Annotated in this window: 13 protein-coding genes; 10 read left to right on the top strand and 3 right to left on the bottom strand. The window is 39.0% G+C overall.

All coding sequences use genetic code 11. The features are described from left to right. The 3 genes from C8N37_RS22850 to C8N37_RS16415 form a co-directional block, all read left to right on the top strand. The coding region (locus C8N37_RS22850) for a TlpA family protein disulfide reductase (protein WP_211322282.1) at positions 1–309 on the top strand (309 nt) is incomplete at its 5' end. Positions 310–383: 74 nt separating this feature from the next. Further along, the gene (locus C8N37_RS16425; protein ID WP_108159893.1) at positions 384–1,232 is read left to right on the top strand and encodes a hypothetical protein; all 849 of its coding nucleotides are present in this window, start codon (positions 384–386) and stop codon (positions 1,230–1,232) included. 1,344 nt (positions 1,233–2,576) lie between these two features. Then, on the top strand, positions 2,577–4,862 hold the full coding sequence (locus tag C8N37_RS16415) for a TonB-dependent receptor (protein ID WP_244914450.1): 2,286 nt from the start codon (positions 2,577–2,579) through the stop codon (positions 4,860–4,862). A 607-nt stretch (positions 4,863–5,469) separates the two neighbouring features. Here the strand turns inward: C8N37_RS16415 and C8N37_RS16405 are convergent. From C8N37_RS16405 to C8N37_RS16395, 3 genes are all read right to left on the bottom strand, one after another. Then, positions 5,470–5,937, bottom strand: coding sequence for a GNAT family N-acetyltransferase (locus tag C8N37_RS16405; RefSeq protein ID WP_108159890.1), 468 nt, complete (start codon positions 5,935–5,937; stop codon positions 5,470–5,472). Between the two features lie 46 nt (positions 5,938–5,983). Beyond that, positions 5,984–6,625: a type A chloramphenicol O-acetyltransferase gene (catA, locus tag C8N37_RS16400; protein ID WP_108159889.1), complete on the bottom strand. Its 642-nt coding sequence runs from the start codon at positions 6,623–6,625 to the stop codon at positions 5,984–5,986. A 94-nt stretch (positions 6,626–6,719) separates the two neighbouring features. Then, positions 6,720–6,968, bottom strand: a complete 249-nt coding sequence (locus C8N37_RS16395; RefSeq protein WP_108159888.1) for a helix-turn-helix domain-containing protein — start codon at positions 6,966–6,968, stop codon at positions 6,720–6,722. 496 nt (positions 6,969–7,464) lie between these two features. Between C8N37_RS16395 and C8N37_RS16390 the strand changes: the two genes are divergently transcribed. The 7 genes from C8N37_RS16390 (at position 7,465) to C8N37_RS16360 (ending at position 17,721) form a co-directional block, all read left to right on the top strand. Beyond that, entirely contained in the window at positions 7,465–8,052 is a 588-nt protein-coding gene (locus tag C8N37_RS16390) for an RNA polymerase sigma factor (RefSeq protein WP_108159887.1), read from the top strand. Positions 8,053–8,118: 66 nt separating this feature from the next. Continuing rightward, positions 8,119–9,294 (top strand): FecR family protein, encoded by a 1,176-nt coding sequence (locus tag C8N37_RS16385; RefSeq protein ID WP_108159886.1) that lies wholly within the window; start codon positions 8,119–8,121, stop codon positions 9,292–9,294. 93 nt (positions 9,295–9,387) lie between these two features. After that, complete coding sequence (locus tag C8N37_RS16380) at positions 9,388–12,756, top strand: SusC/RagA family TonB-linked outer membrane protein (RefSeq protein WP_108159885.1); 3,369 nt, start codon at positions 9,388–9,390, stop codon at positions 12,754–12,756. Between the two features lie 28 nt (positions 12,757–12,784). Next, positions 12,785–14,278, top strand: coding sequence for a RagB/SusD family nutrient uptake outer membrane protein (locus C8N37_RS16375; RefSeq protein ID WP_108159884.1), 1,494 nt, complete (start codon positions 12,785–12,787; stop codon positions 14,276–14,278). Between the two features lie 12 nt (positions 14,279–14,290). Further along, positions 14,291–15,097: a DUF4843 domain-containing protein gene (locus C8N37_RS16370; protein ID WP_108159883.1), complete on the top strand. Its 807-nt coding sequence runs from the start codon at positions 14,291–14,293 to the stop codon at positions 15,095–15,097. Positions 15,098–15,116: 19 nt separating this feature from the next. After that, a complete protein-coding gene (locus C8N37_RS16365; protein ID WP_170114547.1) occupies positions 15,117–16,550 on the top strand; it encodes a PKD-like family lipoprotein in 1,434 nt (477 codons plus the stop codon). A gap of 28 nt (positions 16,551–16,578) precedes the next feature. Beyond that, positions 16,579–17,721, top strand: a complete 1,143-nt coding sequence (locus C8N37_RS16360) for an AhpC/TSA family protein (protein ID WP_108159881.1) — start codon at positions 16,579–16,581, stop codon at positions 17,719–17,721. Positions 17,722–17,937 lie beyond the last annotated feature (216 nt).

Here is a 17,937-nt window from a genome sequence, read left to right as displayed (position 1 = left end):
ATACAAGCTTTTTCTGAAATGGATCAAGTAAAGAAAAAGTATGCAGCTCGGGAAGATGTCGTATTCGTGTATTTAACGGACGAATCTTCCAATCGTAATGGATTTCAGGAATATAGCAAAATATTAGGTGGAGAACATTTTTACGTGTATAAAAACCAGTTTGCGACAGCATTGGAACAATTTGGTTTTGAATATATTCCCAGTTATTTGGTTTTTGATAAGCGAGGCCATCTAACTCAGAAGAGTACATATCCGAATGATTTGGCAGCTACTGCTACTATGTGGATCGAGCGTGCATTGAAAAAATAATTGAATTTCGTAAAGGAATTTGAATGGTATATAGGTAAGAAATTCTAAAAAATAGTATAAAATTTAGTTAAACCATGATAAATTATAAATTCCAATTTTTTTTTATTTTAGGGAGTGTTATCCTTTGGTCTTGCTCGTATGCACAAGATCAGAACCATAATGCGGAAACTATAAAAATGGACATTCATTATAAGCCAGGCGAAAGTAGGTCACTGATTTCTCTCCGTTTTATGTTATACGACACTGCAAATAATCATATATTTAAACTTCACCCTGAGATCCAGTATATTGCTGTTTCTTTTATACAAGATCGCCCTGAAGTTATTTGGGTTCGGGATAATCCAGACACTAAGTCGTATTACGATATGTCTTTTAAAGGTGATTCTGTAGATATATTAAATAAATATGGACCCATTCATTTTAGAGCAACAGAAATCTCCTTAAATCAGTTGGTCGAATATCAAAAATTCAATTTTCCGACGCACTGGGAGATCGGAGAAACGATTTACAAAGACTCTATTGTCTATTCATTAAGATATAGTACGGGGGAGCAAAGCGAGATACCTGCTAATGGTATGGCAGCAAGGCTTCACGGTAAATATGTAGATCTTGCCAAACAAATTGCAGATGAGCTGCAAAAAAAAAGTATTTCCAATTTGCCTGATTCTATCATAGTACTGCAGGGAGTCATAGAAAGAGGAAAGGATCAATCGATTGAAGAGTTAAAGTTGATCGTGGGCAAACAGTCGACATTTTCGGACACGGCTTTACAGGTTTTAGGAAATGATAAAAACAAATGGCACGCCGCTACCTATTTTTCTGGTGTAACCGGCGCCAGCATCATAAAATTCTACATTGAGCTGAGAGCAGATGGAACTGTCACTATTTTGCCTTCAAAATATATGGATGCCAAAAATCTGTAATATGCTTTCATAGTACTACGAGCGTAGCGATCTAAATTGGCAATAAGTGATGCGGGCAGCTTCCTTTGCATCTTCGCAATGAAAAGCTGATCCTCTGAATTAGAATAATTTTTGGTTTATATCTGGCGGTGGTCTTACTTCAGTCAGGTTAATGGTAAAGATATCGTTCTGCTAGTCAATTAAGATGTGTTGCTCTTTTAGCCATTATAGAATTCAGATAAATATGCTATAGTGATATCTGGCATTTTTATATGGGTACTTTTAACCTTTTTTATATTTTGTTGTAAAGTTTTTGCACACTATACGTTTTGATGGATAATTTAAAGTCAAAAGGGCCTAATTTTCATTAGACCCTTTATCTTGACGTGTAGATGTACAGTAATTTTTTTATGTTTCTTATCGTTTCCTCTTTTTTGTTTCGTCATCCAAAAGTTTTGGGTGCATTTGGATTTTCTACTGTACTACGTCGATTTATTTTTCTGCTTATTTAAAAGCAGATCTGCTATAGTTTTCAATAATATAACAAGTGTCCTTTAAAAAGGTTCATTAAAAAATATTTTTAAACTTTTTTATACAATAATCTATCCATTTACAATTTGAAATAGCAGGAAATCCATGTTCCTTTATTTATCTCTCATCACTTATTAGATGGAGTCCTCAGGATATAGACTATGCTTAGTTGTTATTTTTTGAGAGCACAATTTTCACCTTCTTATAAGGAGCGATCAACGTTGGAAAAGAAACACCAGCAGATCCTGATAATCCGATATTGAGCAATTTATCGCGCTAAGGTATTGGGCGAAAAGCTAAGCAAATGTGAAGAAATATACTAAAAAGGGTAATAGCAACTTTGTTGCTATTACCCTTTTTTAGTATATTTGCCTTGTGCTGATACATAAACAAATCCAATCTAGAAGTTTTAAAACGAATCTCATCGTTTTTTTGTATCTCTATTGGATAGTTTGTAGTATATTTTTTCTACATATCCATGTGCTAAAATCTGGTGAAGTTATACAGCATAAGCATCCTTATCCTATTGCAAAGAAAGGGAATGACCACCATAGTGAGAATGAAATTCGAACCTTTAGTTCTGATTATCTTTTCGAGTTTTCGGAAGGACCTGTTTATCACAACCTAAATCCGTTTTTTACACTGTGGCGCATTTTATGGAAATTTCCAATCGATCTTTATGAAATTTCGCAACCTTTAGTTCCGATCCTCCCACGCGGTCCTCCAATCTTCATCACCTATATCAATATAGTGCGGTAGCACGATTTCATTTTTGGTTTTTTATGATTTAAAAATGCTTTGTCATTCCTAAGAATGATGAAGTCATGAATGTATATGATGAAGAAAATTTTATTTTTTGCTTTGTCGGTTATTGCTGCGTTAACGAGTTACGGGCAGACGGACAGCAAACAGACCGGTCGTGTTTTGGATGACAAAAATGGTGAGCCTATAGCAGGAGTTACTATTAAAGTACCTGACCTTAAGCTTGAACTCGTTTCAGATCAGAACGGTGGGTTCATAATTCCCACGAAATATAAAGGACAGCATTTGGTCGAATTTAGCGGAGTCGGTTATCAGACCCGAAGTTTGAGAATTTATTTGAATAGCAACGATCTGGTTTCGATTCAATTAAGTCCGAGCAATTTGACCTTAGATGAGGTGATTGTAACGAGCGCAGCGATCAGCTCAAGCAGTAAAAAAAATAGTACTTCCATCGCTGTTGTAGGTAAGCAGCAGTTATTGGAACCCGCTACTAATGCCATAGATGGATTGGCTAGGTTGGTACCAGGCGTATCGGCGATTACGACCGGGGCATCAATTGCTAAACCCGTCATTCGGGGACTATCATCCAATCGGGTTGTCACGATCAGCAATGGGGTCAAACAGCAGGGTAATCAATGGGGCGATGAGCATGGGATCGAGATCGATCAATATGGTGCAGATCGTGTCGAAGTACTGCGCGGTGCAGCATCGCTCATGTACGGCTCGGATGCACTGGGAGGGGTGATCAATTTTCTGGAGCCGCTTGTTCCGCAAAGTGGAGAAGTTAAGGGCGAAGTATTATCCAATTATTCGACCAATGGCGGGTTAAGTGCCAGTTCTGCTATGTTGACCGGTAATCACAATGGATTTGTCTGGAGGGGAAGAGGAACTTATAAAAATGCCTATTCATTCAAGACTCCTACTGGTTATTTTCCAAATTCAGGTTTCAATGAAACGAATTTTAGCGCGATGCTTGGACTTAACAGGTCATGGGGCCATTCGCATGTGAATGCCTCTTTCTTTCGCAATAATATTGGATTTTATGAACCTGCTTTTGATAGCCAGGGTAATTATGTTGATGCTGCAGGGAATCCTTTTACGAAAGGGGATTATAAGAACAGAAGCCTTCAGTTTCCGAAGCAGGATATCCGACATACGAAGCTTTCTTGGAACAATCAGCTTATTTTAGATCAGGGATCATTAAAATTTGACCTCGGTTATCAGAACAATCAGCGTCGAGAACATGACAATCCTATCCCAAATCTTTTTTTGGATTTACATACGTTAACCCTGGATGCGAAGTACACGATCAATGAATTTCAGGGGTGGCAGCCGGCTTTTGGGATTAGTGCCGAACATGCTAAAAACTCCAATAAAGGGGCTGAGTTTTTGCTTCCCGATTATCAGAGTTTTGGAGCAGGGGCATTTGGCTATATTAAAAAGACCTGGGAAAATACAACTGTAAATGCTGGTGTGCGCTATGATTATCGTGTCAATGATGGTGATGGATATGTCAAAGATGGCGATGTGTTCGAAAAGTATAAAAATCATTTTTCAAACGTTAGTTTTGCCACCGGCTTGACACATCAATTGAGTCAGTATGTTAATCTTAAAGCTAACTTGGGTAATGCTTTTCGATCACCAAATCCGGCAGAACTTAGCTCAAATGGAGTACATGAGGGCACTTTTCGGTATGAAATCGGCAATACGGCATTGAAGCCCGAAAAAAGTTATCAAGCAGATGTTAGTATAGACTACGATAGGGGCGTATTTAATGGTAGTATCAGTGTTTATTCTAACTTGATCAAAGATTATATTTACATCTCATCAAAGCCCGGTGATGAAACAGCTGATGGAATGGCAATTTATCGGTATGGTCAGGTTGATGCACAGCTCAATGGATTCGAAGGAGATTTTAATATTACGGTATTCCGTCACCTTACATTCAACAATATCTTTTCGTACACCTATGCTAAAAATAAAACACTGGATAGACCGTTGCCTTTTATTCCAGCAGGACAGTTTAAGAACAGCTTAAAATATAACACAGAAATAAAAGGATTGTCGGCTAGCTATTTAAAAATTGGTATTGATAATTTTTTTGCACAGCGACGAGTAGACCGTGAATTTGAAACCAGTGTGTCGGGATATACCTTACTAAATGCTTCGTTAGGAACGACGTTTAAGATTAGAGGATTAAATGTGCAAACGTATGCTGCTGGAAGTAATTTACTGGATAAGAAGTATTACGATGCATTAAACCGTCTGAGACCTGGTCGACTAGATCATCACGACCTTTCATTGGGTATATATAATCCGGGACGGAATATTACTTTTGGCGTGATTACATCTTTTTAAAATCACAAAAGTGGAAGTATGTAAGACTTCCACTTTTTGTAATTTTATTTCTGTAGTTTTTAAGTGGGAATTAACGATATTTATATCCTGAAGAATTAAATATGATGGAATTGTCGAATGGGACAAACTTATTCCTGCGAATAGAAGAAAGTTAAGAGCCGATTACTAGTGTAAGCTATCCATATATATTGTAAGAAATTTATTTTACCGCTATGGTTAGTAGGTTTTATAAGGGCAGTCTTTTTTTTATGTCACACTAAAAATCGTGACGAATGGAATGTTTACGATGTAAGTAAAGATACTTTACTTCATGCTGAAACTAATATCAGTGATGTCACAATTTTGATTCTTAAAATTGATGGGCATACGGATGACACGATAAAAATACATGGAATTGCAATCCCAGGGGGCGAGATTTTAAAGGAGCTGGGAGTTGATTGGTATAATTCCGCTGGTTTAGTTCAGTTTCAGGCATATCGTGCAAAAAAGGGAAACCTTAAGATTAAATATCATGTGCCTTCTAGTAATATTTTGTGATTTAGCGTAATGCTATGAGTGATTTCCAGAGGAATTTATAAGAGCTTGTCTTAAAGAAATCATTAATCAGCTATTCAATTTTCATTCGCATCGATTTAGTAAAGGTTTCAAAACCTTCCCGCAGATACAATGCCTCTGCTAAGGTGTTTTTTGCCAACACACTAAGTTCTAGATAATCAGCTCCCTGCTCTTTAGACCATTGCTTGACGCGTTCAATCAACGCTTTTCCGATTCCTTTTCCACGACTGGTTTCATCAACTACAATGTCCATTAAATACATACATGTCAACGGGATAAAACAATGGTAAGGGGGGCTCTCCTCTAGTTTTGCAATTGCAAAACCTGTTACTTGCCCGTCTATAACGTAAATAAATGCAACAAGATTATCTTCTGCTGCAACTACCTTGCGCAGAAAGTCTTCATCCTGAAGAGCCGGCTGAAGATAATCAGGTTCATAGTTTGCCAGCTGCTCAAACAACAGCGAATAAAGTGCTTTTATCTGTGGAAGATCTGCTGATGTTGCTTTTCTAATATTCATGTGTTTTTCGCTCTAAATTAAAATTAATTTTCTCCTCTTTTTAGCTTTATATAAGCGTTTTGATGGTTGTACAGGCTTGCTGTAAGGTGTCTATCAATTTGGCAACATGGATTCCATCGCAAACAGCATGGTGTACTTGTATGGCCAAGGGCATCAGGGTTTTGTTTCCTTCTGTTTGGTATTTTCCGAAGGTAAAACTGGGTGCAAAATAGTCTGTAAAATCAGCAATGTTGAGGTTGAAACTTTCAAAATGAATCCACGGAAGTGCCGAAATATTAAAATGGTTTTGGGGTGCCTGCTCAGGGAAAAAACTCCTGTTGTTTTCATTTTTTTGAAGGACCTGGTTATAGCTGTCTATAAAATCCATGAAGCTATCGCTGTAGGGGACAGACAGGGCAGAAAAAGTTTCGGTGTCCTGATGAAGGACGGTATAAACCGGGTCGACACGATCCCAAAGGATCAACTCACCTTCTTTCATGGACATTTTGAAGGCAGGGTGTTGGTTTACTGCTTGTGAGAGCAAATAGATCATCACGGGATAAAATTTAAATCCCGTTTCCTTTACAAAAGGAATGACCTGCGTAATATCTAATTTAACGGTCAAACTGAATCCGCACTTGATCGCATCACGATAAGCATTAAAATGTTCCTTTCTGTTCCACTCTTCTATATTGATGGTTTGGTGTATTCCGCCATGTTCTTATTGTTGTTAATAGGCTTCTTTTTTATTCACCTTGTTTGTGTTGCGTTATGGGATACAAGTTACAAAAATTAAACCCGACTTAAGTGTCTAAGTTATGCTGTTGCGGCACAGCTTGCTGCGGTTTAGATTTCCGCAGATCCGCCGTAAGCAAAAGATCGGTATTCACATCAAAAAAGCGGGAGATCCCTACAAGCACATCGAGTGGTGGCGCAGTTTTTTCCATCTCATATTTTGCGTAATCATCTCTCGTAACACCCAGATGATCAGAAATTTTACTTTGCGTGATGTCAGGTGCTTGCAACCTGAGGTATCTGATATTATCGGACATAATCGAAAGGCGGGCTCTCCTTCGGTTAGCAGCCAAGAGGTATGTTCTTCGCCGTCATCATTCAGATAATAGGTTCTTACGCAACCTGGCAAGATAAAATATATAGATTGATTTACTTCGTTGAATTGAAGTAAATGCGCTTTTTTGTTAAATGTAGTAAGCTTACTCTGCTGGCGAATGCTCTTTTTAAGCGCTTCACTCAGGGGGTAAATGCTATTAAAATCTGTGCTTACTCTTGATCAAGATCAATTTGTGTCATGCTAAAAATTAAGGTCTATCATGCTAACTGTCTGTAACAGCTGATCCTAAATAGAGGTAAAGAATTGAATGTTGAAAAAATTATGACGTTAGTATTGTGGCTTGTTATTTTAATGTATAGCGATCGAATTTTTTATCATGAAGTCTGCTATGATTGTTTTATCCATCTATTTTACTAAAATTTTATCTATATATTTGAGTTTGAAAACAGCTACCGGACCTGAAAATAGATTGATGAATGGAATATACGGGCGAAAAAGAATTGCTTGAGGACTTCTCCACAGGAAAAGAAGAAGCCTGTGCGTATATATATCATCGCTATTTTGCTCGTATCTGTTTGTTTGCATTAAGTTTTGTCGATGAGACCAAAGAATCAGAAGATATAGCGGAGGAAAGTTTTATCCGATTGTGGCAAAGTAAGCGCAATTTTGAAAGTTTGCATCACCTGAAAGCAGCTTTGTATCAAACTGCTCGTCGTCTGGGCATTAATTACCAAACTTCGCGGCAAAGAAGAATAAACCGTGTGGATGCTTATGTCCGTCTACAGGATCAAGATCAGTCCAATCAACTCCAAGAGATCGTCTACACCGAAACAATGTCAGAGCTGTATGATGCTCTTAAAAAACTCCCGCCTAAAGCACGTGAAATCGTGGAGCTGACTTATTTGGAGGGATATAGCAATCAGGAAGTGGCCGACTTGTTACATATTAATATGCAAACTGTAAAGAACCAAAAACTGCGTGCCTTAAGCTTATTGCGAAAGCTGTTAAGCCGCAATTCTTTTCATTACCTGATGTCCATCGTATTCTTTTCTTCAGAAATTTAATTTTTTTTTATTCTTCTTTAGTACTTTTTTAATTCGGTGCGGTATCTATTATTGAAAAGAGATATCATGAACCTAAAAGAAGAAGAATTATTGATCCGTATTAGCGCCCTCATTGTTCAAGAAATGAAGGGTGAACAGCGTGCTGAAGACCGTTTGCTGTTAAAAAAATGGTTAAGTGAGTCTCAAGAGAATCAAGCGGTTTACAAACGTTGCTTTGATCAAGTAATGCAAAAAAAGGCTTTTGAAAGTTTGCAGGAATTTGAAAAAAATAGAGATTTTGAGAAGATAAGAGCAAAATTATTTACAACACCCGCACCTCAACATCTATTTTCTTTTAAACGTCTGCTTCCGTTTGTTGCCGCTGCTTGTATGATCATCGCTTTGGGAGGGGTGTGGTACTATAGCCAGGTCAACAAGTCTATTCCTTCGGAAATCCAGCTATCTCAAGTGGATAGGCTGCCTGCTCAAAATCGCGCTACTGTTACTTTTTCGGATGGACGACAATTTCAGCTCAATGAACATGAAAGCCAGGTCCATATGGATAAAAAAGGAGTTCATTATAATGATGGGAGCGCAGTGGCGGAGACACAATCTGCTCAATTTGCAACCATTGAAACCCCTAGAGGAGGTGTTTATGATGTGATATTGCCCGATGGTACGCGTGTCAAATTAAATGCCTCAACGACACTTCGTTATCCTACGGTATTTGCAGCAGATAAACGTGAAGTACGTGTAGATGGGGAAGCCTATTTTGAAGTTGCCAAGCGCAAAAATCAGCCCTTTATTGTTGAAACTGCAAATCAGCAGGTGTCTGTACTGGGTACACATTTTAATGTAAATACCTATGGTAACAAGAGTGAGATGAAAACAACGCTACTGGAAGGTAAAGTACAGGTGAAGGAATTAACCAGTGGAAAGCATCTCATCCTATTGCCAGGTTACCAGTCTTTTGTCAATAAAGGTAAGCTAACCAGTCGTGCTGTCGATGTAAATCAGGAAATGGCCTGGATCCATGGCCGATTTAATTTTGACGAAAAGTCCCTTTATGAAGTTATGGACGAATTGTCACGGTGGTATAATGTGGATATTGAATATAGAGGAGAGATGCCCGATGTCGAATTTTTTGGAGGCACTTACCGGACAAGTAAACTCAGTACTATATTAAATATTTTGAAGGATCAGAACTTACGTTATCATTTTACAACTAATGGTAAATTAATCATCGAACAGAACAAATTATAAAAGGAAAGGAGGATTATTTAAAGAAAAATTACAACGAACAGCCTATATGAATTTTATTGGACTCCGTCCGACAAACTAACCTAAACATCATTAATGAAAATAAATTCTTACTATTTAAAAGTGACAAAGCCATTGTCCCTGTTTTTTGTTGTGCTTCTATTTCTAATTTGTGAAAAGGTCACCGCGCAGACCATTACGTATTCGGGTCGCCAGGTTGCACTGACAGAGGTACTACAAGCGATCAAGGTACAGACAAACTATGAGGTCATGGGAGCGAAAAAACTACTTGATAGGGCAAAACCACTGACCGTGAAAGTTGAGAAGATGCCACTTAAATCTTTTCTGGATCATATTTTTAAGGATCAGGATATCAACTATACGATTGATTCAAAAACAATATTTTTGGAAAAGCGATCACATAATACCAATCAAAAAGCTACTCCAACGGTTAAAAAGTCTTTGCCGCAAGAGATCAAAGTGACCGTAGTCGGCAAAGATCAAAATCCCTTAAACGGGGTGACCGTGCTTCAGGAAGGCAGACCTGTCACGATTTCAGATCAAGATGGACGATTTTTCTTGGCTACAGCACAACGTACACTGACCATGACTATGGTGGGATATCGAACTTACGTCCTGAAATTATTGGATGATAAATTTGACTATTCCATCCGAATGGAGGAAGAGGCTAATGCCCTTGATCAGGTTGTCGTAACGGGCTACCAAGTCATCAAGAAAGATTCTTATACGGGTACAGCTGTTACCAAAAGCGGAGAAGAGCTGCGCCAGGTGAATCCACAGAATGTCCTTCAAGCGATGCAAGTATTTGATCCATCATTCAAATTGCTCGATAATAACCTCGCGGGTTCTAATCCCAATGCACTTCCCAATATCAATGTCAGAGGATCTTCTTCTTTGCCTACTGGCAATAATGAAGTACTGAGACGTGATCATATTACCACCTCGATCAATATGCCTGCCTTTATTATGGATGGCTTTGAAGTTAGTGTTCAAAAAGTACTGGACTTGGATATGACTCGTATTGAGAGTGTCACCATTTTAAAAGATGCTGCTGCAACTGCTATTTATGGATCACGGGCTGCCAATGGGGTCATGGTGATCACGACAAAATCGCCTAAAGATGGGAAGCTGCAGATGACTTATACACACGAAAGCAATGTCAATGTTCCTGATCTGACTGGATATAAAGTTTTGAATGCGCCAGATAAATTAGCTTACGAAAAATTGGCCGGGCTCTATGACAGCGATGTACAGCGACAGTCTCAAGATGTACTTGACGAATTATATTACAGCAAATTGGCCAATGTGTTGGGCGGAGTAGACACCTACTGGCTCTCTCAGCCTGTGCGAACTGCTGTTGGGCAAAAGCACGGACTGTACATCCAGGGAGGTGCAGAAACATTCAGATATGGTGTGGACCTGCGGTACCAGACTCGACCTGGAGTCATGAAAGGGTCCGGTAGAAATCAATATTCAGGAGGTCTGAATTTCAGCTACAATCTTCGTAATAAAGTACGCTTCCAAAATGAATTATCAGTGACCATCGTAAATGGTACGGAATCTCCATATGGTAATTTTTCAGACTATGTGCTGATGAATCCCTATTATCGGATGAAAGACGATAACGGTAATATCCTTCAGGAAATTGATGTTTGGACCAGGGTCGCCAACTCGGGGTCAAGCCAAAGGGAGCATGTATTGAACCCACTTTATAATGCTACTTTAAGTAGCTTCAACAAATTAGGCTATACCGAACTCTTAGATAATCTATCTGCAGACCTAGATCTAGGCAAAGGTTTGCGATTACGTGGACAAGTTAGTCTATTGAAGAGACTAAACAATAACGACAACTTCCGTTCGCCTTTGGCCAATGATTTTTTTTATTATCCAACAAGTCAAACCGATTTAAAAGGTAGTTATACCAGTTATACGAATAATGAACTATACTGGGATGCCAATGTACGGGCGAACTGGATGCGGACGATCGAAAAGCATAATTTCAATATTGTAGCGGGAACAAATATCAGAACGGAAAGTTATGATGAGCGTTCTTTTACAGCTGTCGGTTTTCCTAATGATCGTTTTACAAGTGTCGGTTTTGCAAAGGGGTATGCTGAAAATGCAAGTCCACAAAGCAGCTTAAGCGCTTCCAGATTATTTGGTGCATTCTTGAGTTCAAATTATTCATTTGACAGTAGATATCTTTTTGATGCCACCTTGCGGATCGATGGTTCATCTAAATTTGGAGCTAATAAGCGCTCGGCTCCATTTTGGTCAACCGGTATCGGCTGGAATATACATCAGGAATCGTGGTTCGATAATGAGTCTATTAGCCAGTTACGTGTGCGGGCAACGATCGGATTGACAGGTTCTGTACAGTTTGACCCGTACATGTCAAGAACTACTTACAATTATGATAAAAGTAACTGGTATTCGTCGGGTTTAGGAAGTACAGTCCGGAATTATGGCAATGAGAATCTGACCTGGCAAAAGACCCAAAATACAGATGTCGGGATCGACTTAGGTTTCTGGAACGACCGCTTGACATTTTCTCCAAGATACTATCATAAGATAACACGGGATATTTTGGCGGACATCAACTTAGCACCCTCCACCGGATTTGCATCCTATAAAGAAAATCTGGGTGATATGGAAAATAAGGGTTTTGAGCTGAATGCAAACTGGATACCCATCCGCAAATCAAATTGGACACTAAGTTTGCTGGCTAATTTAGTCCGTAATGAAAATAAGATCATCCGGATTTCCAATGCACTTAAAAGTTATAACGACCGGGTAGATGAGGTACAGCAAGGAAGTGATCTGATGGCTGTGCCCTTGCTCAGGTACAAGGAAGGACAATCGTTAGATGCCATTTATGCTGTGCCATCTTTAGGAATTGACCCTGAAAATGGGAAGGAAGTTTTTATTAAAAAAGATGGATCGTTGACTTATGACTGGGATGCGAAGGATATCGATGTTGTGGCTGTGGCAACTCCTAAAATGGAAGGTTTTTTCGGTGGAACGCTGCGTTACAAGCAATTGATGATGGTGGCTTATTTTCAAACCCGCTTGGGTGGAAAGACCTATAATCAAACTTTGGTAGATCGGGTGGAAAATGCAGACCCACGATACAATGTGGATAGCCGGGTGCTGGAAGAAAAATGGAAAAACCCGGGTGATGTGTCTTTCTATAAGAGTATTCAAGACCTTGGACTAACCCGTGTCTCTTCTCGATTTATCATGCCAGATCGTTTACTTGCGCTTCAGTCTCTCAATATTTCATACGATGCTGGAAAGGCTTTTACAAAAAAATTAGCACTGTCAAGCTTAAGGATGGGGGTAGTTGCAAATGATATCTTTCGTTGGTCATCGGTCAAGCAAGAACGTGGGATCAATTATCCTTTCGCGCGGAGTATCTCTTTTACCGTTCAAGCGGGTTTATAAATATCTAATGACTTATACTAATTGAAGAATGAAAAAGATTTATATCATATTAATATTGATTTCCAATCTTGGGTTCCTTTCTTGTTCGAAATGGCTCGATATACAACCCGAAAGTGATGTGGATAAAAACATCCTTTTCTCGACAGAAGATGGTTTTAAAGAAGCGCTTATAGGTGTGTACACCAGAGCTTCTAAAAGTGATTTATATGGTAAAGAGCTGACGATCGGTACATCTGAAGTATTGGTGCAGAACTATACCATTCCCAGTAATGACCCGTTGCGATACCAGCAAACTAAAAACTTCAGATACAGCGATGCAAATTTCATTGCGCGCAAGGATAATGTGTGGAAAGGCTTATATAATGGTATTGTCAATGCTAATTTGATTCTAGGCGAAGTCGATAAAAAACAAAATCTGTTTATCGGTCATAACTATCCATTGATCAAAGGAGAGGCATTGGCCTTGCGAGCTTATCTGCATTTTGACGCGCTTAGATTATTTGCTACTGCACCAATTGTGAGTGACCAATCGGATGCTATACCTTACGTCACAACTTACTCCAACAAATCAACAAAATTGTCTTCTGTATCCCAAGTGCTGGACTCCGTAATCCGTGATCTGGAACAAGCGAAGGAATTGCTAAAAATAGACCGTATACGTCAAAAATCGTATGTCATTGGTTATCCGACAAGTACAGATACCTTACAAAATTCGGAACTCCAAGATCCAAGCCTTTTCTTGCAAAATAGGAGGCATAGACTGAATTATTTTGCTGTGTGTGGGTTGCTGGCTCGCGTTAATTTGTACAAAGGCGACCAAATAAAAGCGTTGGCATATGCCAAGGAAATTATAGCAGCCAAAAAATTCCCTTGGACAAATCGGACAGATTTCCTGGCCGTGGATGCGGATAAAAAGGACCGTATCCTGTATAAAGAGCTGCTATTTGCTTGGTATATTCCTGCGATGAGCAACACCTTTAATAATGAGTGGTTTACTGAGGGAAACTCGGGGATGTATTTGGATCAAGAGGAAGCGAAGATCATCTACGATGTCGGTGGGGCTGGAGGTAGCGATATGCGCTACACGCAGTGGTTTGGAAGTACCAGCGTAGGTTCAGCTTTTATTTCTCCTTTGCTCAAATATAGAAGAAATGTGTTCAGTGAGAGCTTTTCGGCCAACTTGCATTACTTGGTTGCACCAGCCATTAGATTAAGTGAAATGTATTATATCGCCGCTGAATGCACTTTTGGCAATGATCCTGCTCAAGCACTTGCTTATTTAGATGAGGTGAGGCAAAATCGGGGAATCGGGCAGAAGCTCGACATGATGAGCCAAGCTGATTTTCGTCAGGTGCTGATAAAGGAGTATCGTAAGGAAATGTATGCCGAAGGGCAGCTGTTTTTTGTATATAAACGATTAAATCAACCGATAGTTGGTCAGCAGGGAGCTGTAATACCCGTGAATCAGCAGGTATTTACATGGCCGCTTCCTGACGATGAAATAATTTATGGACAAAGATAATTGAACATCAACATGAAATATACTACTTTTTTAATCATGTCATTTGGCATGTCTATGTTCTTTTCTTGCAAAAAAGTATCGGTCATGACCTATGACCAGCCAGCAAATATTTATTTTGATCTGACTGCTGCAGATCGCGACAGTATGGTGTACACTTTTGCCTATGATATGACTAAGGCGGTGGATACGGTTTTCCTACCAGTCAAATTGATGGGTTACCGGGATGAAAAATCACGAAGCTTCCAGGCATATATAGAAAAGGATTCCTCAACAGCTCAAGCGGAGATTCATTACGACAAATTGAAGCCAGACTATCCGCTTATGGAAGGAGCTGGACAAACTTTTTTACCTATTATCATTCATAACGTCAAGGACCTGGAAACTCATGCCGTGTCTTTAATCATCAAACTTCAAGAAAGTCCTGATTTTGGAATTGAAAATAAGGACCTGATTCGTGCCCGGATCATCCTCTCCGCACAATTGGAACAGCCCCAATGGTGGTCCATGTGGTTGGATAATTATTCTAGGGTAAAACATCAATTGTTTTTGCTTGTAACAGAACAGCGCACATTGTCTATGCAGAGCTTAGATGCGCCAAAAAATCTCTATTTCGCAAATTTATTGCTGATGATGTTAAATGATCCCTTTAAATGGGTGCAGGATCATCCTGAAAAGGACTATAAACTGGAGTCCAATGATGGTGGACAGAATTATGTTTTCTACCATGTGGATAATCCAAATCGAACCATACTGTTAAGGAAAAATGCAGGTTCGGGTAAGTATTTTTTCATTGATGAAACAGGAAAGGAGGTGAGATAATATGGTTAGAAATATTTTTATGAGAAAAGGGATCATCGCATCTGTTTTCATTGCGATGATTATAGCAACTTTATACGGCTGCTATAAAGATAAAGGTAACTATGATATTGCATTACCGCAGGAATCTCAAATTACGGGGCTAGACACCTTGTATGAGGCTTCGGTAGGCGACAGTTTAATCATCACTCCAAAGATTTCGGGAATTGATCCAGGTTCGGTACAGTGCAACTGGAGAATTGATGTTCCTGAAGCAATTAATCCGGAGACGAATCATTACGAAGGACAAGCACTACGGATCGCTTTTGGTTTGGAAGCAAAGCGTTATCGCGCCAGACTGACCGTTACAAACAAGGCGAATGGGATGAAATATTTCTATAACTTTTATATCCAGGGAACGACCGCATTCTCAAGAGGATCATTGGTGCTGTCGGTCGATAATGGTATTAGTAAGCTCTCTTTTATAAAACCTGATCATTCGGTTCAGGCTAATATTTATGAGATCATTAATGGTGAAAATCTTCCGGATCATTCATTACATATCCACTATGTCAAGAATCAGTTTACAGGAAATACGCCGTTAGGATATTGGATTATTTCAAAAAATGGTGGGGTTCGACTGGATGTGAATAATTTGAAGAAGGAGACCTTGAAACCAGGGACATTGTATGACAACTTTTTCTTAGCACCTCCACGTATCGATGTCGGAAGTTTACAAACTTATCCGCAGGGGACATTATTGGGTGTGATCAATGGTAAATTTTATGCTGGAGCAACGACTACATGGGACCAATCGGTAACGTATGGTATGTTTGGAACATTTGCCGATGGCGATTATGAGTTGTCACCTCAATTTGTCCTATCATCGGTAGACAATAATTTCAGCATTATCGGTTTTGAGAAAATTAAAAAACAATTTATACGGATTAATATGTATGGTTCACCCATGTATTTTGGCACACAATATACGAGCGTGAATCCAGAAATATTTGATCCTACCCGTGTGGGGATGGATCTGTTGCATATGGTTCAGATCAATAATAAGGACACTTATGCTTTTGTGAAAGATGATGCAGGAAAAGTTTATGAACTGAAGTTTACGGCTAATTTTAACGGGCCATTTTTAGTTACCGCAAATCATAAAAAGCTCTTTGTACATCAGGAGTGGATCAATGCTGATACTAAAATGGTGGCAAGCCGTATTGGATATATTTATGTGGGTTATCAAAACAAAGTGTTCCGTTATAATCCGCTCAATCAACAGGTGCAGGAATTAAAAGTTAACCTACCATCTTCTGTGAGTTTAGTGAAATTGGATGATGACGAAAATACACTTATAGTAGGTGCTGGGGGCTCACTTTATTATCTGGATATTCAGGTGGGTAAAGATGGACAGCTCCTCAATAAAATTGATGGAATACCTGGTGAAGTGGTAGACCTGACCTGGAGAAAATAAGTAATACACGATAGCTTAAATAATACATATGAAAATTTTAAAAATTGCTGCCATTATACTGGCCGCAGCGCCAACGTTGCTGTTTGCGCAAGAAGCTGCTTTTCAGATGAAAGGAACGGCTCCTAAAATGTTTAACGGTAAGATGATTTATCTGGACTATACCAAAGATGGATTTTCGGTGTCAGACTCTGTCCAGATTGTAAATGGAAAATTCAGTTTAACAGGTACTGTTGATGAACCTATCTATTCCAGAATGGTGCTGGATCAAGAAGGTAAAGGCAAACTGATGGCACAAAATGTGGGCGATCGTTTATACTTTTATCTGGGCAATGAGAACTATAATTTCACGATTAAGGATTCTTTACGTACCGCAACCATTAAAGGGTCACCTATGCATGATGCATATACCGCATATTTAAAAGAAATAGGTGGAGGTTTCATGGATATCATTGATGCGGGCAATAAAGCATTTGCAGCAGTTAAACAAGATGCTGCTGATGCGAATGAACAATATGAAGCCATTCACGAAAAATTTGAGGCTAGATTTGAGGCTCGTCGGGTAAAGGAATTAGCATTTGCAGAAAATAATCCGAACTCTATATTTTCCATCGATGCATTAATTGATGCATCCAATAAGCGAAAGCTTAGTGAAATCGAACCTATTTTTTTAAAACTATCGAAAGAAGTACGCCAGCTCACGACCGCGCGGCAATTGGAAGCACGCTTTTTAGCGGAGCGAAGTATAAAAATAGGAAGTAAAGCTCCCGATTTTTCACAACCGGATACCAAAGGTAAAATGGTTAAGGTTTCAGATTTTAAAGGGAAATATGTCTTGATAGATTTTTGGGCGAGCTGGTGTAGTCCATGCCGTGCTGAGAACCCGAATTTGGTGAAAGCCTATCATAAATATAATAGTAAAGGCTTAGAGGTATTGGCTGTTTCTCTAGATGATACTAAAGGAAAGAATGCTTGGCTAAAAGCAATAGAAGATGACGGCATGCCATGGATCCAGGTTGCTGATCTAAAAGGATGGTCTAACGAGGCGGCAGTTTTATATGGGGTAAGGGCCGTACCGCAGAATTATTTGGTGGATCCGCAAGGAACTATTGTTGCAATCAATTTAAAAGGCGATAACTTACACACTGAATTGGCAAAAGTATTTGGCAATTGATCACCGAGGGTTGCATTTTTTTCATGATGTGGATCGCTTGGTAGCACCGTGCTCTACATCATGTTAGAAAATCATGAAAACTTTGGTAACTAAAATAATAACTGAATTGACTTAGCATCATCAATATCATTTTGATTAGGGTAAAAGTATTGAAAAATGTAATAAAATAGTCTAAAATGAAATCGTAATTTGTTGCCAAAATAAAAGGGTCTAAAT

The organism is Sphingobacterium faecium (assembly GCF_003054045.1).
GTDB lineage: Bacteria > Bacteroidota > Bacteroidia > Sphingobacteriales > Sphingobacteriaceae > Sphingobacterium > Sphingobacterium faecium.
This window is presented reverse-complemented; position numbering and strand designations above follow the sequence as displayed.

Coding starts and splice junctions, on each gene's coding strand:
- C8N37_RS16385 (WP_108159886.1), top strand. CDS start 8,119: ATGAACCTAAAAGAAGAAGAATTATTGATCCGTATTAGCGCCCTCATT.
- C8N37_RS16380 (WP_108159885.1), top strand. CDS start 9,388: ATGAAAATAAATTCTTACTATTTAAAAGTGACAAAGCCATTGTCCCTG.
- C8N37_RS16405 (WP_108159890.1), bottom strand. CDS start 5,937: ATGAATATTAGAAAAGCAACATCAGCAGATCTTCCACAGATAAAAGCA.
- C8N37_RS16425 (WP_108159893.1), top strand. CDS start 384: ATGATAAATTATAAATTCCAATTTTTTTTTATTTTAGGGAGTGTTATC.
- C8N37_RS16360 (WP_108159881.1), top strand. CDS start 16,579: ATGAAAATTTTAAAAATTGCTGCCATTATACTGGCCGCAGCGCCAACG.
- C8N37_RS16375 (WP_108159884.1), top strand. CDS start 12,785: ATGAAAAAGATTTATATCATATTAATATTGATTTCCAATCTTGGGTTC.
- C8N37_RS16395 (WP_108159888.1), bottom strand. CDS start 6,968: ATGTCCGATAATATCAGATACCTCAGGTTGCAAGCACCTGACATCACG.
- C8N37_RS16415 (WP_244914450.1), top strand. CDS start 2,577: ATGATGAAGAAAATTTTATTTTTTGCTTTGTCGGTTATTGCTGCGTTA.
- C8N37_RS16370 (WP_108159883.1), top strand. CDS start 14,291: ATGAAATATACTACTTTTTTAATCATGTCATTTGGCATGTCTATGTTC.
- C8N37_RS16365 (WP_170114547.1), top strand. CDS start 15,117: ATGAGAAAAGGGATCATCGCATCTGTTTTCATTGCGATGATTATAGCA.
- C8N37_RS16390 (WP_108159887.1), top strand. CDS start 7,465: ATGGAATATACGGGCGAAAAAGAATTGCTTGAGGACTTCTCCACAGGA.